This is a genomic window from Bacteroides cellulolyticus, assembly GCF_025567135.1.
Taxonomy (GTDB): Bacteria; Bacteroidota; Bacteroidia; order Bacteroidales; family Bacteroidaceae; genus Phocaeicola; species Phocaeicola cellulolyticus.
The window spans coordinates 571,604-592,700 of sequence record NZ_JAOQJJ010000001.1; the positions used below are offsets into that span (position 1 = coordinate 571,604).

General features: G+C 41.4%; 23 protein-coding genes. 7 read left to right on the plus strand and 16 right to left on the minus strand.

Annotation, left to right across the window (positions count from 1 at the left end; all coding sequences use genetic code 11):
- Nucleotides 1-9: 9 nt before the first annotated feature.
- The 4 genes from OCV82_RS02480 to OCV82_RS02495 are packed head-to-tail and all read left to right on the plus strand — an operon-like array spanning nt 10 to nt 3,914.
- Nucleotides 10-852, plus strand: coding sequence for a prephenate dehydratase (locus OCV82_RS02480; RefSeq protein ID WP_154042939.1), 843 nt, complete (start codon nt 10-12; stop codon nt 850-852).
- The gene (locus OCV82_RS02485) at nt 827-2,011 is read left to right on the plus strand and encodes a pyridoxal phosphate-dependent aminotransferase (protein WP_154042940.1); all 1,185 of its coding nucleotides are present in this window, start codon (nt 827-829) and stop codon (nt 2,009-2,011) included. The genes OCV82_RS02480 and OCV82_RS02485 overlap by 26 nt, the downstream gene beginning before the upstream one ends.
- A 36-nt stretch (nt 2,012-2,047) precedes the next feature.
- Nucleotides 2,048-3,115: a bifunctional 3-deoxy-7-phosphoheptulonate synthase/chorismate mutase type II gene (locus tag OCV82_RS02490; protein ID WP_154042941.1), complete on the plus strand. Its 1,068-nt coding sequence runs from the start codon at nt 2,048-2,050 to the stop codon at nt 3,113-3,115.
- A gap of 25 nt (nt 3,116-3,140) precedes the next feature.
- Nucleotides 3,141-3,914 carry a prephenate dehydrogenase gene (locus OCV82_RS02495; protein WP_154042942.1) on the plus strand — a complete coding sequence of 258 codons (774 nt, stop codon included), beginning with the start codon at nt 3,141-3,143 and terminating at the stop codon, nt 3,912-3,914.
- A 67-nt stretch (nt 3,915-3,981) separates the two neighbouring features.
- On the opposite strand, the gene OCV82_RS02500 is transcribed toward OCV82_RS02495, so the two are convergent.
- The 6 genes from OCV82_RS02500 to OCV82_RS02525 form a co-directional block, all read right to left on the minus strand.
- Nucleotides 3,982-4,794, minus strand: a complete 813-nt coding sequence (locus tag OCV82_RS02500; protein ID WP_154042943.1) for an MBL fold metallo-hydrolase — start codon at nt 4,792-4,794, stop codon at nt 3,982-3,984.
- 98 nt (nt 4,795-4,892) lie between these two features.
- Nucleotides 4,893-6,083: an FprA family A-type flavoprotein gene (locus OCV82_RS02505; RefSeq protein ID WP_154042944.1), complete on the minus strand. Its 1,191-nt coding sequence runs from the start codon at nt 6,081-6,083 to the stop codon at nt 4,893-4,895.
- Between the two features lie 19 nt (nt 6,084-6,102).
- Nucleotides 6,103-7,032: a TIGR01212 family radical SAM protein gene (locus tag OCV82_RS02510; protein WP_154042945.1), complete on the minus strand. Its 930-nt coding sequence runs from the start codon at nt 7,030-7,032 to the stop codon at nt 6,103-6,105.
- Between the two features lie 75 nt (nt 7,033-7,107).
- Nucleotides 7,108-7,440: a hypothetical protein gene (locus OCV82_RS02515; protein WP_154042946.1), complete on the minus strand. Its 333-nt coding sequence runs from the start codon at nt 7,438-7,440 to the stop codon at nt 7,108-7,110.
- 101 nt (nt 7,441-7,541) lie between these two features.
- Nucleotides 7,542-8,657, minus strand: coding sequence for a PDDEXK nuclease domain-containing protein (locus tag OCV82_RS02520; protein WP_154042947.1), 1,116 nt, complete (start codon nt 8,655-8,657; stop codon nt 7,542-7,544).
- A 488-nt stretch (nt 8,658-9,145) separates the two neighbouring features.
- Complete coding sequence (locus OCV82_RS02525; RefSeq protein ID WP_154042948.1) at nt 9,146-9,571, minus strand: HIT family protein; 426 nt, start codon at nt 9,569-9,571, stop codon at nt 9,146-9,148.
- Nucleotides 9,572-9,809: 238 nt separating this feature from the next.
- Here OCV82_RS02525 and OCV82_RS02530 point away from each other — a divergent pair, with 238 nt between their 5' ends.
- The 3 genes from OCV82_RS02530 (at nt 9,810) to rny (ending at nt 12,067) form a co-directional block, all read left to right on the plus strand.
- Nucleotides 9,810-10,103, plus strand: a complete 294-nt coding sequence (locus OCV82_RS02530; RefSeq protein ID WP_154042949.1) for a hypothetical protein — start codon at nt 9,810-9,812, stop codon at nt 10,101-10,103.
- A 31-nt stretch (nt 10,104-10,134) separates the two neighbouring features.
- Nucleotides 10,135-10,428: a cell division protein ZapA gene (locus tag OCV82_RS02535; RefSeq protein WP_154042950.1), complete on the plus strand. Its 294-nt coding sequence runs from the start codon at nt 10,135-10,137 to the stop codon at nt 10,426-10,428.
- Nucleotides 10,429-10,531: 103 nt separating this feature from the next.
- On the plus strand, nt 10,532-12,067 hold the full coding sequence (gene rny / locus OCV82_RS02540; RefSeq protein WP_154042951.1) for a ribonuclease Y: 1,536 nt from the start codon (nt 10,532-10,534) through the stop codon (nt 12,065-12,067).
- Nucleotides 12,068-12,191: 124 nt separating this feature from the next.
- On the opposite strand, the gene OCV82_RS02545 is transcribed toward rny, so the two are convergent.
- From OCV82_RS02545 to OCV82_RS02590, 10 genes are all read right to left on the minus strand, one after another.
- The gene (locus OCV82_RS02545) at nt 12,192-12,698 is read right to left on the minus strand and encodes a hypothetical protein (RefSeq protein WP_154042952.1); all 507 of its coding nucleotides are present in this window, start codon (nt 12,696-12,698) and stop codon (nt 12,192-12,194) included.
- 138 nt (nt 12,699-12,836) lie between these two features.
- Complete coding sequence (locus OCV82_RS02550) at nt 12,837-14,177, minus strand: ABC transporter substrate-binding protein (RefSeq protein ID WP_154042953.1); 1,341 nt, start codon at nt 14,175-14,177, stop codon at nt 12,837-12,839.
- Between the two features lie 12 nt (nt 14,178-14,189).
- Nucleotides 14,190-14,981 (minus strand): ABC transporter permease, encoded by a 792-nt coding sequence (locus OCV82_RS02555; protein ID WP_154042954.1) that lies wholly within the window; start codon nt 14,979-14,981, stop codon nt 14,190-14,192.
- 2 nt (nt 14,982-14,983) lie between these two features.
- Entirely contained in the window at nt 14,984-15,784 is an 801-nt protein-coding gene (locus tag OCV82_RS02560; protein ID WP_154042955.1) for an ABC transporter permease, read from the minus strand.
- A gap of 24 nt (nt 15,785-15,808) precedes the next feature.
- Entirely contained in the window at nt 15,809-17,200 is a 1,392-nt protein-coding gene (locus OCV82_RS02565; protein WP_154042956.1) for an ABC transporter ATP-binding protein, read from the minus strand.
- A gap of 187 nt (nt 17,201-17,387) precedes the next feature.
- Entirely contained in the window at nt 17,388-17,657 is a 270-nt protein-coding gene (locus OCV82_RS02570) for a PqqD family protein (RefSeq protein ID WP_154042957.1), read from the minus strand.
- A 38-nt stretch (nt 17,658-17,695) separates the two neighbouring features.
- The gene (locus tag OCV82_RS02575) at nt 17,696-18,610 is read right to left on the minus strand and encodes a hypothetical protein (protein ID WP_154042958.1); all 915 of its coding nucleotides are present in this window, start codon (nt 18,608-18,610) and stop codon (nt 17,696-17,698) included.
- A gap of 7 nt (nt 18,611-18,617) precedes the next feature.
- Nucleotides 18,618-19,073, minus strand: coding sequence for a S24/S26 family peptidase (locus OCV82_RS02580; RefSeq protein WP_154042959.1), 456 nt, complete (start codon nt 19,071-19,073; stop codon nt 18,618-18,620).
- The gene (locus tag OCV82_RS02585; RefSeq protein WP_262542809.1) at nt 19,051-20,694 is read right to left on the minus strand and encodes an ABC transporter ATP-binding protein; all 1,644 of its coding nucleotides are present in this window, start codon (nt 20,692-20,694) and stop codon (nt 19,051-19,053) included. Before OCV82_RS02585 ends, OCV82_RS02580 begins: the two co-directional genes overlap by 23 nt.
- 64 nt (nt 20,695-20,758) lie before the next feature.
- Entirely contained in the window at nt 20,759-21,028 is a 270-nt protein-coding gene (locus tag OCV82_RS02590) for a hypothetical protein (protein ID WP_154042961.1), read from the minus strand.
- Nucleotides 21,029-21,097 lie beyond the last annotated feature (69 nt).

Consider the following 21,097-nt stretch of genomic DNA (forward strand, 5'->3'; position numbering starts at 1 on the left):
AATAAGAAAATGAGAAAGATAGCAATTCAAGGAGTAAAGGGCTCGTATCACGATATAGCTGCCCATAAATATTTTAAGGATGAAGAAATAGAACTTATTTGTTGTAATACATTCGAAGAAGTTTTTGCACAGATGAAAAAGGACAGCGACGTGATAGGTGTGATTGCAATAGAGAATACAATAGCCGGAAGCCTGCTGCACAACTACGAATTACTTCGTGAAAGCGGCGCCACTATCATAGGAGAACACAAACTCAGAATAAGCCACAGCATCATGTGTCTGCCAGAAGATAATTGGGAAGACCTCACCGAAGTAAACTCCCACCCTGTAGCCCTGGCACAGTGCCGCGACTTCCTGCACAACCATCCGGAACTGAAGGTAGTAGAAACGGAAGATACAGCAGGTAGCGCCGAGAATATCAGAAAAAACAACCTGAGAGGACATGCAGCCATCTGCTCCAAATATGCTGCCGGACTTTACGACATGAAAATCCTGGAAGAAGGAATAGAAACAAATAAACATAACTTCACCAGATTTCTGGTCATCAGCAATCCATGGCTGGCAGATGAGTTGAAAGACCGCTCTAAGGTAAACAAGGCAAACATAGTATTCTCTCTTCCTCACAGCGAAGGAAGCCTTTCGCAGGTATTGTCAATCTTCTCATTCTACAAGATAAACCTGACAAAGATACAGTCATTGCCGATTATCGGACGCGAATGGGAATATATGTTCTACGTTGACGTAATGTTCAATGATTATTTAAGATACAAACAGTCTATAGATGCAGTTACACCGCTTACAAAAGCACTTAAAATTTTAGGAGAATATGCAGAAGGAGAATCAACAATATAACATACAGCCAGCCGACAGACTGGCAAATGTCAGCGAATACTATTTCAGCAGAAAGCTGAAGGAAGTGGCAAAGATGAATGCCGAAGGTAAAAACGTGATAAGCCTCGGAATAGGCAGCCCGGACATGCCGCCTTCAGAAGAAACAATCAATGTTCTTTGCGAAAATGCCAAGAGACCTGACGCTCACGGCTACCAGCCTACAGTGGGAATACCCGAACTGAGAAAAGCCATGGCCGACTGGTATAAAAGATGGTACAATGTAGATCTTGACCCAGCCACAGAGATACAGCCTCTTATCGGCTCAAAAGAAGGTATCCTGCACGTGACACTGGCTTTGGTAAATCCTGGCGATAAGGTTCTTGTTCCAAACCCTGGCTACCCTACCTATACATCGCTCAATAAGATTTTAGGCAGTGAAATAATCAACTATAACCTTCGTGAGGACAACAACTGGCAGCCTGATTTCGACGAATTGGAAAAGATGGATCTCACAGGAGTGAAAATCATGTGGACCAACTACCCCAATATGCCGACAGGAGCCAATGCCACAATTGAACTGTACGAAAAGATTGTCGATTTCGCACGCCGTCACAACATCGTAGTAGTGAACGACAATCCATACAGCTTCATCCTGAACAAAAAGCCGATAAGCATACTCAATGTTCCCGGAGCCAAAGAATGCTGTATAGAATTCAACTCCATGAGTAAGAGCCACAACATGCCGGGCTGGCGTGTAGGAATGCTGGCAACAAACGCCACTTTCGTACAGTGGATACTGAAAATAAAGAGTAACATCGATTCCGGCACATTCCGTCCATTACAGCTGGCAGCTGCACAGGCATACAACAACAGCGCAGAATGGCACGAAGAAGCCAACTTCAATGTTTACAGCCGTCGCCGAAAGCTTGCCGAAGAAATAATGAACGTATTGGGATGTACATTCGACAAGAATCAGGTGGGAATGTTCCTCTGGGGCAAGATACCTGAAACTTATACAGATGTAGAGGAACTGACAGAAAAAGTTCTGCATCAGGCAAGAGTATTCATAACACCGGGATTTATCTTCGGAAGCAACGGAAAGAGATATATACGTATTTCGCTTTGCGCCAAAGAAGAAAAACTGGCAGAAGCACTTGAGAGAATAAAAAATATGAAATAAAAAGAAAATACAAATAACTACTAAAAGATTACAACTATGGCACTCGAATTAGAACCTATCAGACTGGAAGGCGTATCAGAAGAACGTCCATTGATCATAGCAGGACCTTGCAGCGCAGAAACAGAAGAACAAGTAATGACAACTGCAAAACAGTTGGCCGACAACGGAACAAAAATCTTCCGCGCAGGCATATGGAAACCACGTACCAAACCGGGAGGATTCGAAGGTGTAGGAGTTGACGGTCTGGCATGGCTGAAAGAAGTTAAGAAAGAAACAGGGATGTACGTTGCCACAGAAGTTGCAACAGCAAAACACGTTTACGAATGTCTTAAAGCCGGAATAGATATATTGTGGATAGGTGCACGCACCACAGCCAATCCGTTTGCAGTGCAGGAAATAGCAGATGCCTTGAAGGGAGTTGACATACCTGTATATGTAAAGAACCCTGTAAACCCAGATCTGGAGTTATGGATCGGAGCAATGGAAAGAATAAACAATGCAGGAATTAAACGCCTTGGAGCAATCCACCGCGGTTTCTCATCATACGACAAAAAAATCTACCGTAATCTTCCGCAATGGCATATTCCTATCGAACTGAGAAGACGTATTCCTAACCTACCTATCCTATGCGACCCTAGCCATATCGGCGGCAAACGCGAGCTCATCGCATCTCTTTGCCAGCAGGCTATGGACCTCGGTTTCGACGGACTGATAGTGGAATCACACTGTAACCCTGACTGCGCATGGAGCGACGCTTCTCAGCAGGTGACACCGGATATTCTTAACTATATTCTAAACCTGTTGGTTATCCGTAAGGAACACCAGTCAACAGAAAGCCTCAGCGAGCTGAGACGTCAGATTGACGAATGCGACAACGAGCTGATGGAGATTATGGCAAAACGTATGCGTGTGTGCCGCGAAATCGGAACATTCAAGAAAGAGCACAATATGACTATCCTCCAAACAGGACGTTACAATGAAATTCTTGACAAGCGCGGAGCACAAGGAACACTTTGCGGTATGGATTCTGAATTTGTGAAACATGTATTCGAAGCCATACACGAAGAAAGCGTACGTCAGCAGATGGAAATAATAAACAAGTAAAAAGAACAAGAAAATTATCAAGACGATGCGTATATTAATATTGGGAGCCGGAAAAATGGGCTCCTTCTTTACCGATGTATTAAGTTTCGACCACGAAGTGGCAGTTTACGATATAAAACCTCAGAACCTGCGCTTCATGTACAACTGCCTGCGCTTTACTTCACTGGATGAGATTAAAGAGTTCCGTCCTGAACTTGTAATAAATGCAGCTACAGTGAAATACACACTCGACGCATTCCGCCAGGTACTGCCAGTAATTCCGAAGGACTGTATCATAAGCGACATTGCATCAGTAAAGACCGGTCTTCAGGAATTCTACGACAACAGCGGTTTCAGATATGTATCAACCCACCCTATGTTCGGTCCTACATTTGCCAATCTCGACCAGCTGAGTACAGAGAATGCCATAATAATAAAGGAAGGCGACTGTCTGGGCAAAGTGTTCTTCAAGGATCTTTATCAAAGACTTGGACTCAACATTTTCGAATATACATTCGATGAGCATGACGAAACTGTAGCATATTCATTGTCAATACCGTTCGTTTCTACATTCGTGTTTGCCGCAGTGATGAAACATCAGGACGCTCCCGGTACAACATTCAAACGCCACATGGCAATAGCAAAGGGAGTTTTGAACGAAGACGATTATCTGCTTCAGGAAATCCTGTTCAACCCACGTACACCGAAACAAGTGGAAGGAATACGTACCGAACTGAACGAGCTTCTTGACATAATAAGCCGTAAGGATGCCGACGGCATGCATGCCTATCTTAGCAAGATTCGAAACAATATAAAATAATAAATCCACAGGCTGTTACATGTATTCAAGATCACGTAACAGCCTGTATTGTTATACAATAGTCGTATTATAAATCCAGTACTTCCAGATCGTCCGGAACATACACATTACCATTGAAATTCTTTTTGGCCTCAGCAGTATATTTTTCTTTACGGCTCGAAAGAGTCTTATCCTCTGTGTGGTACAACAACAGGTTTTTCACACCAAGTTCCTCAGCCTGTACTCCCGCATCAAGAGCTGTACTGTGATGTTTCTCGTATGGTTTGAATACATCTCTGTCCTCATAAAGACAAAAGGCCTCACACATGAGCCAGTCGGCATTCTTCACATACTCTTTATTATTCTCATTGTAAGGCTCGTCGCCCAGACAGACAATAGTTTTATTGTCAGAAGTTACAGCCTTAAAGCCGAACTGCTTCTCTTTTGTGGAATATATATCAAAACACTGAATTTCCATTCCGGCAGCACTGAACTTATCATTTTCCGACAGTACATTGAAGTTTATGCCATTCCCTATTCTGGCAACAATCTTCTTTGGCAGAGTGTTTCTGCATATCCAGTCAAGAACAAGTATCGCCTTGTCATGAGAATATACATTAAGCTCACCGTTATATTTTCCCTGCTGCATTCTCTGTGCAATGGTTCTGACTATCCATATTATGCCCAAGATATGGTCTGTATGAGCATGAGTTATAAAAATATCATGTATATCGTTAATCTCGATACCTGCCTTCTCAAGCTGTACGAGGATACCGTTTCCTCCACCTCCGTCAACCAGCAACAGGTCATTTCCATTATGAATCGTGAAGCAGGTGTTATAACATTTGGTTACGGCAGCATTACCTGTACCAAGCATTGTAATTTTTAAATTTCCTTGCATAAATCTGTTATCAGATTACATTCGTTAAAAATAAAAATCCGCTTAAAAACCTGATGAAAGGCTTTTAAGCGGACTCATGTATATGTTTTAAATAAAGATTACTTTCTGTCAGCTTTCAGACGGTCAGCCATAGCCTTTGCAAGTTCTTTTGCCTGAGCATAGTTGTCCTGCTTCATAGCCTGCTTCATTTCTACAGGGTTGCCTACAACCTCGAACTTCAGCTTTTCAGTGTATTCACCAATCTTCTTCACAGCAGCACTTGCCCAAGTATATGAGCCGAAGTAACCCATCACACGGTTCTTCACTTCGCGGGCAACAATCTTGCTCAACAATGATTCCATTTCAGGGTAAAGGTTCATGTTGTATGTAGTACATCCCACGATAAGACCTTTGTACTTGAACACGTCAGCCAAGATGTATGAATGATGAGTGTGAGAAACATTGTGCATGATGATATTCTTGATACCCTGACGGCTCAGTTCTTCTGCTATTGCTTCAGCCAGTTCCTCTGTATTGCCGTACATAGTTCCGTATGCTATCACAACACCTTCTTCAGCTTCGTAACGGCTCATCTTGTCGTACATATCGATAACCTGAGGAATCTTTTCTTCCCAAACAGGTCCGTGAGTAGAACAGATAGTGTTTATTTTCAGTCCGCCAAGTTTCTGCAAAGCCTTCTGTACAGGATTTCCGAACTTACCAACGATATTAGCATAGTAACGGCGCATTTCGTTCCAATAGATATCTGTATTGATATTCTTGTCGATGCATCCACCGTTCAAAGCTCCGAAACATCCGAAAGCATCACCCGCAAACAGGATTCCGTCTGTTTCATCGTATGTAACCATTGTTTCAGGCCAGTGAACCATAGGAACCAGATAGAAACGGAGGTTGTGATAACCAAGTTTCAGGAAATCGCCGTCATTTACTACATAGCGGTCGCCAGTCACACCATAATATCCTTCCACCATTTCGAAAGTCTTCTTGTTTCCTACAAGAACAATTTCAGGATAATACTGTTTGATAAGAGCGATAGAGCCTGAGTGGTCAGGTTCCATGTGGTTTATAATAAGATAATTGATTTTACGGTCGCCGATAATGCTGCGGATTTTCTTCAGATATACTTCGAAGAATGCAACATCAACTGTATCCACCAATGCCACCATCTCATCATCTGCAATCAGATAAGAGTTGTATGACACGCCGTATGGCAACGGCCAAAGATTTTCGAACAATGCTTTGGTGCGGTCGTTCACACCTACGTAATGTACTTTACCTTTAATTTCCATTTTATTATGAATTTGTTATTTATATGTTGACTATTTTTTTCCCTTGATACGAATCCCTCTCAATCATCCTCTTCTTCAGCTTCGCAGTGAATTCATGATTTTTCAGTCCCCAGTCAGGAGCAATAAGCAAATCGCGCGGCGACTGCGATATAAACCTTTCCAATACCAGGCCGGGACGCAAATGCTCTATATAATCCAATACAAGATCTATATACTCGTCGGCAGTATATAGATGAAAGTCTTCAGGGCATTCATCGTACTCGTGCGCCATCCTTGTTCCCTTTATCAGCTGCAGCTGATGCATCTTCAGTGTAGTAAGCGGCAACGATGATATATCTTTCGCCTGACGTATAATCATGTCATTATCCTCACCGGGGAGTCCCAATATAACATGTCCTCCTGTCATTATACCTCTTGAAACGGTACGCCTCACAGCATCAGCAGTACACGCAAAATCATGTCCGCGATTTATGCGTTTCAGCGTGACATCGTTAGTGCTTTCTATGCCATACTCAACCAAAAGGAAAGTCTTGCCGTTTATCTCTTCCAGATAATCCAATAGAGAATCCGGCATACAGTCCGGACGTGTACCAATAACCAGCCCCACTACTCCATCTACAGAAAGTGCTTCCTCATACATCGCCTTGAGTTTTTCCAACTCAGCGTATGTATTGGTATAAGCCTGGAAATAAGCAAGATATTTCATTTCGGGATACTTTCTTGAGAAAAACTCCTTTCCCTCTTCAAGTTGCTGTCTCACAGACTTCTCAGTCCGGCAATACTCCGGATTAAATGTCTGGTTGTTACAATAAGTACATCCCCCATATCCCTTGCTACCGTCACGGTTAGGACATGTAAAGCCTGCATTGACTGAAATTTTCTGAACTTTAAACGGAAAGTGTTTTGCCAGAAAACATCCGAAATCATTATATCTTATTTTATTATCCATCTGACTAAAAATACGCAGCAAAGATAATATTTTTCCGCCGAAACGACAATAAATGAAAAAACAGATTTTTACATGTTATTTAATGAGCAATGCCATACAAGATTCAGAATATTGAGTAAAAACAAAAGAGTACCACTCTCTTTCTATTTTTTTATCTTCATAACTTATTGAAAGATACTCACCGTTTTCAGACAAGGCATAAATCCAAAAACTTTTATAATTCGTACACTTAAAGACATAAACACTACCCTTATTTGGTACTTCTATCTTGTTTTTATTGATATTTGATACATTGGTTTCCCATTTCATCGATTCCCAACCTCCATCTTTTTCCTCGCTTTCACATGCGACAAATGTCATTGCAAAGATTATTAATAAAAGAATTTTGAATAAATTTCCTGTTTTCATACCGTTAGTGGAATTAATTTGCAAAGCTACAGAAATATAGAATCGAAATTCCCAATCTTATCTCCCGCAGACGATACAATGATAGAATCAAAATCTGTTCATCACCTGTCAGATTCTAATTCTTTCTCAATTTCTTCAATAGTAGGCAAACTACCTCGAAAATCTTTCGGTAGAGCTTGCCCTAATTCATAATCGGAAATTCCGATAGGCTTCTGAATATCACGCAATGCATATTCTGCCTTGATACGGTCTTTACTCTTGCATAGCAACAGTCCTATAGTCCGATTGTCCCCCTCCCGACAAAGAATATCATCTACGGCAGAGCAGTAGAAATTCAGTTTACCGATATATTCCGGCATGAACTCTGTATCTTTCAATTCGATTACTAAGTAACGGTGCAGAAAAGCATTATACATCAATATGTCAATATAATAATCATCGCCAGACACCTCTATATGATACTGTCGTCCCATGAAAGCAAAGCCTGCCCCCATTTCTACAAGGAATTTCTCCACATGCTTCACCAAGCCGATTTCCACGTCACGCTCATTGTATTGCTCTGTAAAAGTCAGCATATCAAATATATATGGGTCTTTGAGCATTGATTTCACATCATCTGCTTCCGGAACAGGCAGTGTTTCCGTGAAATTGTTAGCTAACGCTCCGTGCTTACCATAATCATCAAGTTTGATGGCTTCTTGAAGATAGCGCTTTGACCAATGGGATGTGATACTCTGCACCATGTACCAATAACGGGCACGAATATCCTTAACTTGTTGCATAATAATCAAGTTGTGCGTCCAATCCAAATGTTTGATGGGAAGAGTAAAGTTGTACTTCCCCAATTGCGCAACCGGTGGTTGCGCAATTGAAGTAGCACCCCCTTTTATCATCGTAAGTTCCTGATTATACTCGTTGAAGAACTGCATCATACACTGCATATTGCGGACTGAAAATCCTTTTATTTCGGAATAATCGTTCTTCAAATCCGCTGCCAGCCGTTGCAAAGTTTTCTTGCCCCAACCGTCTGCATCCTGGCTTTGCTGCAACATGCCGCCAATATCCCAATACATCCTGAGCATTTCTTCATTGGCAGCATAAATCGCCCTTTGCTGGGCTATCAGTACCCGTTGCTTGATTTTGCGAAGCAATGCCGCATAACCACGAAAGTTATCCGATATGTTTTCAATTGCTTGTTTATCTGTATTTTTAGCCATAATTTTCTTTGATAGATTTACAAAGTTACGTTTATATTAATTATTCAAACATGTATAAACAAAAATAATACATTAAAGTGAAACCCACAACTAAACAATAATAAAGACATTATTTACATTTTGACATTTTGCTTTTCTACCCTTCCAAGGTTTAAATATTCTGAAGAAAGATATTATCCATCAATAAAAATTTAAGCCACGGATATACAACATATAACAAAATAACATGTATAAGTACATTGTATAATCTTTTACATAAACAAAAGAACACGTAATACAATAAGGATTAACACTTACCTTCTAGAATAATATTTTCCGGAAATAGCAATGATATATAACAAATAAAAACGTAAGCATTTTAACAGATAATAGAACTTTTCACTTACAAAGAGACAGACCAGCACATATAAGGAGATTGGTCATTAAAATTATAACCCGGTTCCGCACCTGAACAACAGAATGGGAACCGGGTTAAACTGATAAATATATTAAAGTTCTTTCTTTATCTTCTCAATCATCGAAGCATACTCTTCGTCAGATAAATATACTTCCTTAGGATTCATGCGGAACACACCACCGAAATCAGGACCGTCAACATACTTAGGAACAAGATGAAAGTGCAAATGCTCCAAAGTATCGGAATAGGCACCATAATTTATCTTGGCAGGACTGAACACTTTCTGCATTGCTCTCGTTACGCGTGCCACATCTGCCATAAAAGCGTTTCTTTCTTCATCACTCAAAAGATTAAGATCGTCCACATGTCCGTTGTAAGCTACCAGGCAACGTCCTCTGTAAGTCTGTTCCTTGAAGAGGAACACTCTGGAAACACTTAGTTTCGCTATTTCAATCATTAAACTGTGCAATGTATCGTTATTCTGACAATACAAGCACTCCATTGGATTACTTTTCATTTCTCATCATATTTTTAATAGACATACAAAAATACACTTTTTCAATATATCATAAACATCTGAAGCAAAATTTAAAACTGTTTGAAAAGCTTTTGCAAAAGGTTATCAAACTTTAAGATTTATGGCAAATTCCATTATACAGACAAGCTGAATAACAAAATAAATATACAAAATGAGAAAAAAATTTTCATATATCGAAGTTATATACTATATTTGTCATAGAAAACATGTAGCATAGATGACAGAAGAGGACAAAAATCTACTAAACAGTTTCGAAGGAAAGCTAAGGCATGTCCTTTTTTTATATGATGAAGAGAAAAAAGAAAATGCCATTTTAAAGCAATCCATAGCCGACAAAGATTCTGAAATACAGGTCTTGTTAAGTAAGATTAAAGAACTTGAAACCAGATATGCGAACCTGAAAATGGCCCGTATGATAAGTGTAAATGATGATGAAATCAGAGACACGAAACAAAGACTTACGAGGCTGGTGCGTGAGGTCGATAAATGTATTGCTTTACTGAACAAATAGAGGAAAGAAAAGGCAGTGAAACATATAATATATGGACGACAAACTGAAAATACACTTACAGATTGACAGAGAACGGTATCCGCTGGTGATTAATCGTGAAGAAGAGATTTTCTACCGTGAAGCTGCCAAGATGATTGACAATAAACTGAACAAATACCGCAGTCTATATCCGGATTTCGGAACCATGAAACACTGGACTATGGTGGCACTGGAACTGGCATACGAAAATGCAAAAATAAAGGATTCGGTGGATATGACACCATATAAAGAAAAGATTGAACAACTGGAAAACCTGTTGGATGGTTACATAAAGGACAGCAAATAAAAGTAGTTGTTTGGGAAACGAGTAAGGAAATTCACGCACAAGTTTACAGGATAAACTCCTGAAGCTTGTGCGTTTTTATTTATATTTTAAACTTAAATTATAGATGTTGACAACAGTAATACTAACAGTTGTAGCCTTCCTGGTAGGAGGAGCTATTTCATATAGCTTTTTCAGATACGGTCTGAAATCGAAATATGAGAATATCATTAAAGAGGCTGAAACGGAAGCCGAAGTAATCAAGAAAAACAAACTCCTGGAAGTTAAGGAGAAGTTCCTGAACAAAAAAGCCGACCTTGAAAAGGAAGTGGCTGCCCGTAACCAGAAAATCCAGCAGGCTGAAAACAAGCTGAAACAGCGTGAAATGGTATTGAACCAGAAAAATGAAGAACTTCAGCGCAAACGCAACGAAACTGAAGCCATCAAGGAAAATCTCGACGCACAACTGGTAATCATCGAGAAGAAGAAAGAAGAACTTGACCACCTGCAGTCACAGGAACGTGAAAAGCTTGAGGCTATCTCAGGATTGTCTGCAGAGGACGCAAAAGAAAGACTGATTGAATCACTCAAGGATGAAGCCAAGACTCAGGCTCAGTCTTACATCAACGACATTATGGACGACGCTAAACTTACTGCCAACCGCGAAGCTAAGCGTATAGTAATACAGTCTATCCAGAGAGTGGCTACTGAAACTGCAATCGAAAACTCTGTAACTGTATTCCATATCGAATCGGACGAAATCAAAGGACGTATCATCGGACGTGAAGGACGTAACATACGTGCCCTTGAAGCTGCTACCGGAGTGGAAATAGTAGTTGACGATACTCCTGAAGCTATCGTACTTTCTGCATTCGATCCTGTTCGCCGCGAAATCGCTCGTCTTGCACTTCATCAGCTTGTTACTGACGGACGTATCCATCCGGCACGCATCGAAGAAGTTGTTGCCAAGGTACGCAAGCAGGTGGAAGAAGAAATCATCGAAACAGGTAAACGCACTACTATCGACCTTGGTATCCACGGTCTGCATCCTGAACTTATCCGTATCATCGGTAAGATGAAATACCGTTCATCATACGGACAGAACCTGCTGCAGCACGCACGCGAAACAGCTAACCTCTGTGCTGTGATGGCTTCTGAACTTGGATTGAATCCTAAGAAAGCAAAACGTGCCGGATTGCTTCACGATATAGGTAAGGTACCTGATGAAGAACCTGAATTGCCACACGCATTGCTCGGTATGAAACTGGCTGAAAAATACAAGGAAAAACCTGATATCTGCAACGCTATCGGTGCTCACCACGACGAAGTGGAAATGAACAGCTTGCTGGCTCCTATCGTACAGGTGTGCGACGCTATCTCAGGTGCACGTCCTGGTGCCCGCCGCGAAATTGTTGAAGCATATATCAAACGTCTGAACGACCTTGAACAGCTTGCAATGTCTTATCCTGGTGTAACCAAAACATATGCTATCCAGGCTGGTCGCGAGTTGCGCGTAATAGTAGGTGCAGACAAGATTGACGACAAGCAGACAGAAAGCCTGTCAACAGAAATCGCCAAGAAGATACAGGACGAAATGACTTATCCGGGTCAGGTAAAGATTACCGTGATAAGAGAAACACGCGCCGTAAGCTTCGCAAAATAATAAACAGAGAAATAAATAATAAAGGCTATATTTCATATCCTGTATTTAAGGATTGGAATATAGCCTTTTTAGTTTTCTGATTAATGAAGTATATATAATAACTAATACCGCTCTAAACAAATAATTACTCTTCTGGAATATATTCTTCAATAGAGAATTTGTTTACTGTCAGGTTTATCTGGTTCTTACTTGGGTCGCACACCATCCTTACCGTCATTCCATCGTTTGCCGTAAGGATACGCTCTTTCCAATCGTACTGGTTCATCTTATACCACATTCCGTTTTGTCCGTACTGTACTTCCACATAACTACTATACGAGCTGAAATCCCAACTGATTTTATAGTTTGAAGTTGTTCCTTTACGGAATACGAAACAGCAGTAATCCTCGTCATAATCCACATAATCAAGGTCAGTGACTTCGTCCTTATAGAAATTCAGAACTACTACCGAATCGCCCTGCCTTATATTATTGAGAGTCGTATCGAACACATACTGCTCGCCGATATGCAGCTTGTCAATAGGTTCATAGACTCTCAAATCATCGTCGGCACTGCATGACGACAAACCAACACATAAAAACACCAGAGAAGGCAATGATGCCATGAATAATCCAAATCTTTTTACACTCATATCATAAACATTTATTTTCTACAAAAATATAATGCGACACCACGTATAAAAAGAAGTTTAGATACACCCGATTGTTTTATCGACAAAATAAAAAAGGGAGGTCAATACCTCCCTTAAATACCTATGAATAGAATGAAATCATCGACGAATATGACGTTTGACTCTTCTTTTTCTTCTGCTCTGATTGCGTCTGTTCCTATATTTCTCTATCTTTTTATACGAAACATAGATAACCAGCACCAACAGTGTAAGAAGAATGAATATCACAAGTCCTCCTCCAAGATTGTCTCCCTTGACGTGCGACCACATATCCAGAACAGCCTGTGTCCTCTCTCCTGAATCGCGTATGATTGCACAGCGTGCCACTACCGCACTGTCAGGATACTGTATCGGATCTATCTGTATATGTCTTGCCTCAGGGCCGAAGAAATAAGCCAGATTGGAATATGTTTCAAGAGTTGTATCAATCTTTTCCTCAAGAATCTCAGGTGTGGCAACCGCACTGACATAACCTATGGTTTCCATATTAGCCAATGCCACATCAGGACGGCAAAGATAGTTTATGAAATAGCTTGCAGCCTTCCTGTTGCGTGCATATCGCGGGATAACCCATCCGTCGAACCATACGTTACTTCCTTCTTTCGGCACTTCATATCCCAATTCCACTCCTATCGCTTCAGCTTCCTCTATCGCCCACACGGCGTCACCGCTCCATGTCATATTCAGATATGCCTTGCTTTTGGTCATCATTTCCTTACCGAAATCGGCCTCCCATCCGGCTATGTTAGGTTTCAGATCCTTCAGGTATTTTTCAGCTGTGGCAATAGCCTCAGGCGAATAGTTGTTCATCAGGTCATCAACCTTTATATCGCCCTTTGCCAATGCTTCACGATTGGCATATATCACAGCAGTTCCATATGCATCACGATAGCTGTCTTTCATCAGCAGCTTGTTGCGGAACTTGCTGTCCCATAAAGAATGCCATGTAGATGCTTCTTCTGTCGATACATATTTCTTGTTGTAAAGTATTCCTGCCGTACCCCACATGTACCCTACAGCATATTTCGACGTCGGGCGTCCCGGAAGTCCAAGCTTATCCAGCTCGCCACGTACATACGGAGATATATTGTGAATGTAGTTTGGTGTCTTGCCAAAAGCCGTATCTATAGGCAGAAGCAGGTCTTTCACCAGCATTCTCTCGATAATATATTCCGAAGGGCATACCACATCGAAGTCTTCCTTACCACGTTCTATCTTGGTTAGCATTATCTCATTTATATCGAATGTCTGATATACAATGCTTATCTCCTCTCCTGTCTGCTCCTTATACCACTCGGGGAAAGCCGCCAGCACTTCCTCGTCAATATAATCGCCCCAGTTGTAAATCTTCAAGACCTTCTCGCGATCCTCACTGTTATAGCATCCCGTAAGGAATATTGCCGTGAGCAGTGTCAGAAATATTGTATAAAGTCTGTTCATAATCTATCATCGTTATTTTGCGTTCTTCTTCCCTGCACGGCGGTTTATCATTATAAGCATAAACAGCACGATGAGGAATATAATAGTTGACAACGGACGAAGTTCCGGTGTAAGTCCGCCCTTTCTTGCATCCGAATATATATATGTAGAAAGAGTCTCTAGCCCTTCGTTTCCTATGGTAAATATGGTTACAGCGAAATCGTCAATTGAAATTGTTACTGCAAGCATGAAACCTGCTATCATTCCGGGCAGAATTTCAGGGATGATGACTTTCCTCAATGCCTGTCCGGGAGTCGCTCCCAGGTCGAGCGCAGCCTCATAAAGGTTAGGGTTCATCTGTTTGAGACGCGGCAACACACTGAGCACCACGTATGGTGTACAGAAAGCTATATGAGCCATGAGTACAGTGCCATATCCCTGATGTATTCCCAACGAAACGAAAAGCAGGAACAGGGATACACCCATGATTATATCACCGTTCAATATAGGAATGTTGTTTATGAATGACACAGCCCTACGCTGACGTGCACGCAGATTGAACATACCTATTGCAGTTATCGTTCCAAGCAGAGTAGATACTACAGCTGTAATCAAGGCTATGGTAATGGTGTTCCAGAGGGCATTTACCAAAGAGTGGTGAGTGCCGTGCACGAAAAGATTTTCGTAAAGTTTTGTTGAAAAACCGGTCCAGTTGCCAAGAACTTTAGCCTCCGTGAAGGAGTATATCATGATTATGATGATAGGAGAATAAAGCATCAGAAGCAACAGCCATAGATAGCCATGGCAGAGGACTTTCTTTATCATGTTTACCATATCGCACCTCCTTCCTTCTCCTGATTGTCGTCAGAAGCAAAAAGAGTGGCGGCACCTATAAGGAACAGCATAATGAGCGAAAGTGCGGCACCGTAGTTCCACATACTGTTGTTAATGTTCTCCTGAATTGTAGTACCGAACAGTTTTATATTGTTCATTGTAAGCAGCTCGGCTATGGCAAAAGTAGAAATGGTAGGCATAAACACCATGAGAATGCCGCTTGCCACTCCCGGCATGGAAAGCGGAAGTATGGTTTTGGTGAAAACCTGAAAAGGAGTTGCTCCAAGATCCTGTGCCGCCTCGATATAGCTGCGATCCATCTTGACCAGTGTATTGTAGATGGGGTAAATCATAAACGGAATGTAGTTATAAACCATACCGAAAATCAATGCCCCCTCTCCCAACGGTACACGGAAGAAATCGAACAGTGCCACTGTGGCAAGAGTACGTATCAGAATGTTTACCCACATAGGCAGGATGAAAAGCATCACTACTATCTGTGAATAGCCTGACTTGAGCCTGCTCAGAATATACGCAGCCGGATATCCCAGCAGGATACATATCAGTGTATTTATTATGGCTATACCTATGGAATAGATAAATGTGTTCACAGCCTCCGGATGAGACATGAACTTACTGAAGTTGGCAAAAGTGAAATCCCCCCTCTCGTCAGTAAACGCAAATACCACAATCAATATCAGCGGAAGGACTACAAAGAATGCCGAGAAGATGATGTACGGCAATGTCCAACTCTTACGCGAAGTAAGAAAAATACGAATGTTACTTAGTTTCACCTCGTTTCCTTTTATAGTTAGTTATTAATTTTTTCTGCGTATGGATATGTATTCAGACGGAATGCTGATACCTACATTGTCGCCCTTATCCCAAATATCGTTTGTATCGGCATATACCGGCTCATCCCAATCGGAATTGACAGTGATATGGTAATGGTCGCCCTTATAAAGGATGAAGCTTATGCTTCCAGTCAGAGTACCGTCCTCCTGATTATCGTCAAGCACAATTCCGTCGAAAGGTACTTCCACCAACACTTCCGTGCCTGCATCCATGCCTGACGTTGCTTCCTTACGACACTCAAACTCACAACCGAGGAACTCAACATGAGTTTCGTCTATGATTTTTCCTTCAAACGTGTTGCATACCCTTTCTTTCTTCATTATATGTATGTCGTATGGCTTCACCAACAGTCCAACTTCTGATCCTACTTCAAAATGATGATAATCCTGCACAACAAACTCAAATCCGTTTGCAACTACCACCATCTCGTAGTGCACACCCTTGAATATGCATGATGTAACCTTACCACGGAACTGTGCGGAGTCGTTTACAGGGAATATGTAAAGATCCTCCGGACGTATAACCACATCCACAGGTACATTGTCACCAAATCCTTCGTCCACACATTCTGCCTCTACACCTGCAAAGCTTACTAAGCGGTCGTGTATCATCACTCCGTTAAGTATGTTACTCTCACCGATAAAGTCAGCCACAAACGAATTGACAGGCTCATTATATATATCCGTTGGGGTACCTATCTGCTGAATTCTTCCCTCGCTCATCACAACTATGGTGTCACTCAGAGTTAAAGCTTCTTCCTGGTCGTGTGTCACATACACAAACGTGATACCCAGACGCTTGTGCATTTCCTTCAGTTCCATCTGCATATCCTTACGCATCTTGAGATCAAGTGCAGCAAGCGGTTCGTCAAGCAGAAGAACATCAGGCTCGTTTACAATGGCACGGGCTATAGCTACACGCTGCTGCTGACCGCCGGAAAGAGAGTTTACATCGCGATACTCATAATCACTCATGCTCACCATCTTCAAGGCGTTCTTCACCTTGCGCATGATTTCATCCTTGGGCATCTTTTTCAGTTTCAGACCGAACGCTATATTGTCGTAAACATTAAGATGAGGGAATAAAGCATATTTCTGGAATACTGTGTTGACGGGACGCTTATGCGGAGGTGTCTGGGTAATCTCTTTACCATTAATTGTTATAACACCTTCCGATGCTGTCTGAAAACCTGCCAACAGACGGAGCAACGTTGTCTTTCCACAACCCGAAGGCCCCAATATAGTTACAAACTCGCCCTTGCGTATGTAAAGGTTGATATCGTCAAGAGCTACCTTATCATCGAAGTATTTTGAGACATGGGAAATCTCAATAATATTATTTACCCTTTCTTGCATTTCAATTAAAACTCTAACCGGCGGCAAAGTTACTGCTTTTTTGCATAAATAATCATCATATGACAACTTTTATATGTCAGAATAATGAATATTCGTAAATATATACCTTTATATTAAATTTTTATTGCAAAAAAATGCATGTATGCATACAATACCGCATACATGCAAATCTGGAAAAGTCATTATATCAGTCTTCTATCAAGCCTATTGACTTCCAATTATCCAACAAGGCACGGGCATCCTTCAATGCCACGCTACGTTCAATGTCGTAACGTTCAAGAAGCAAATCCACCATAGTTTCCAAGTCAAATTCTCTGCTTACCAAATGTTCCCACAAATAAGCGGCAGACGAATTCAATGAAACCAACTTGTTGAAATCTATTTGTTCAAGTCCCTCGCCGGTAACTATTTTCTGTCCTACCAATTCGCGTAGTACAAATCCTTTCTTTATCCTCATAGTTTAATTATATAATTTATGTGTTCTAATATTAATCCTCATTTAACTGTCTCGTGACACAAAAGCGAAGCCTCAGCATCAGGAAGACACTCCAGATGGTATATTCCAACAGTTGAAACTAGCTTTGACAATGTTTCATGCAATCCGTCTGCCATACTCTTTTCCCATTTCATCGATGAAGCCGAAGGTGCCAATGCCGCATAAGCTGAAATTCCTGACAATTTTCTTATAAGATTCCGAGGTGCCTGGCTCAATCTGACTATAGCTCTAAGCGGCACTTCCTCATTACGATAGCATGGCGTCTTGCCGCTCCACGGAGAGCCATAAATAACAGGGTTTCCTGACGAATCAATCCTGACGACAGGGTTATCATCATTAAGCAATGATGTTCCAGGTATATTCTGGAGCCACAATCGTGTATGAGTACTCTTTCCGGTACCGCTTTTACCAAGGAAAGCAAAACCATATCCGTCCGCCATCACTACAGATGCATGTATCAATATGGTATCTTTCACTGACGACATCAAGGCATAAAGCAGCATCAAGGCATTATTCACTATAAACAAGCCATGCCTATAATCATTGCATGCACCCAAATACAGCTTACATTCCTGATTATTACGTTCCACTGCCAATATACCTCCCTGTTCCTTCATTGCCGAATTAAGAGATATCAGAAAAAGTCTTTGATTATCAGGGCCTGACATCAAGGATATGTATGCGGTATCATCATCAAACTCTGCCAGATACTTTGAATCACGGACAATATCGTCCCCATTTGAAGAAAAGTCTATATCAAGACGGAACAGCAAATCCGAGATTTCAGCATTACATAAACCAGCATTGCTATCCACCATGAAAGGATTATAATTGTCCATTCCTTTCCATAAAGCAGAATCATCCGACATTGAAACACAAAACCTGTGTCCGCCAACCTTATATGTTCTTAGCATATTCTATCTATATTAATTTAATGAAAAGTCTTATATATATCGCAAGCAGATAACGCCTGACAGGCAATAGATGCCTCCATATTCTATACATCGAAAGCCAAATTCTGGAATCAGGATTATACTTCCTGCCCTTCCTTATAACAAAAACCGCCTTTCCGCACAAGCGGCTGATATGGCAACTTTCTGTTCCACGGATATTCCCGTCACCCATAAGTGTTACAGTCCCATTATCGGATATATGTATTATACGATGAAGAACATAAACATCATTGTCCAAATGAGCCAGTGCAATATCACCTACTTTCGGTTCACCATATGATTTAAGGACCACACTATCCCTTTCACCGACGATAAACGGCAGCATGCTGTTACCCTTGGTTATAATGGTAACAACTGTCCCTTGCGACAAAAGTCTTTCAACCTCTCCCAACAATATACCGTTAGGCATTATCAATTTTTTCATCCAACTCAGTCTTTCTGTTCATATACACAATATTATCACACTGTTCCGCTATTTCTGCCCTATGAGTGATAAACACCAACGTTTTGTCACCTGCATTTTCCGTGAGACGGTTCATCAATTTACGCTCTGTCTCGGCATCAAGGGCAGAAGTAAATTCATCAAGCAACATTATGCGTCCTCTGTTCAACAAAGCTCTGGCTATTGCTATGCGCTGTGCCTGCCCTTCGCTCAAACCTTCACCGCCTTCACCACATTTGGTTTCAAGACCTTCCGGAAGTTCATATACAAACTCAGCAGCAGCCATATAAAGTGCTTTTCTTATATCGTCATCACTCAGGGAAACATTGTCACCGATAAGGTTCTCACGGATTGTAGCACTGAGCAGACTGTTACCTTGAGGAACATATACTATTCCCTGTCTTGAACTAGCGGAAGCATTAACAGTGTCTCCATTTTCATCATACAGTGTCACATTACCGTTTTCCGGTCTGAGAAGTCCAAGCATTATCCTCATCATGGTACTTTTCCCTGCTCCCGTCTCACCCATTATCGCTGTAGAAGTTCCGGGGCGGAAATCATAGCTGAAATTATCCAATATATTTCTCTTTCCATCAGGATACCTGAAAGTCACATTTTCGAACCTTATTCCATTCCAACGACTTCCAGAAACATGATCATCCATAGAGATTTCCTCTTGCTCCACATTATACACTTCCACCAGCCTGTCGGCAGACGCCATAGCATGTATCATAGCCGGAAGACGACGACTCAAATCGGCAGTAGGACGCTGTATAAGGCCGACCAGCTGAAGAAATGCCGACAACATACCGAATGTCACAACACCGGCCTGCAAGTTATGCACTCCCCATATAAAAGCCGTGAGATATCCTGTAGCAAAACCTGCCATTACAGCAGTGCGCGATGTAGTAGTAAATTTATTCCTCTTCATCACCTTATCCTGCAAAATTCCCTGAGCCTCGTCCAAACGTTTTAATATATACCCTGCCCTGCTCAAAGCAATTATAACAATACGTTTCTGAAGAGATTCCTGCAATATGGATTGCACACGAGAATCAGAATTACGGATATCTGACGTCAGTTTCTTTATCTTACGCGCCATTACGGCAGACATCAACAGAAACAAAGGCAGAATACATATTATAACCCATGCCAGTGATCTGTTCATTGTCCATAAGAAAATGAAAGCCCCTACCAGCTGTGCCAGAATTATTACAGTTCCAGGCATCAAATGACATAACGTATCTGCCACTACCCTGACATCTTCTTCCAGACGGTTCACCACATCACCCGTATGCCACCTTTCCTTGCCAAACCATCTTCCATTCAAAGCCTTACGGAAGATATTACCTCTCAAGGTGTTACGCAGCCCGACCTCTGTCCTTACATCTATATATCCCTGAAAAGCCGAACATATTATCTCCACTCCCAAAGTCATAACCAACGCCAGCGAATAAGACTTCAGGTCAGCACCCGAATTTACCGCAGCATCAATCATCTCCTTGCTTATCCAGATAAAAAGCAGAGAAGCTACAATCCTTACAAGACCAATAAACACAGAGGCAAATACCGGAACCCTATATCCCGCCATCTGCCTCCACATCCATATAATAGTATTTAATATTCCGGAAAGAGATTTCTTATCAAACAACATCTCCAAGATTATATTACCAACGTGTTATACCTATGTCCTGCCAATGGTTCATATATGCCAGAGCCTCATCAATCGCACGGCTGTAATCCATACCAAATTCACTGCACAGCAACCCGGCCAGAGTATCTTCATCAAATTCATCCTGACCTACCTTTTCTATCAGGAACACGGCTTCATCACTAAGCGGAGTAAGCATGTCATATTCAGAAGCTTCCATATCCCCTCCGCCCAAGACATATCCATCGGGACCTTTTTCTATTTCTATATCTTTTTTCAATTTCATACTATACCAACAATCTCTTTTATTTGGTGTGCAAAATTACCAAAAAAAGATAAATAATTCAAGCCATCA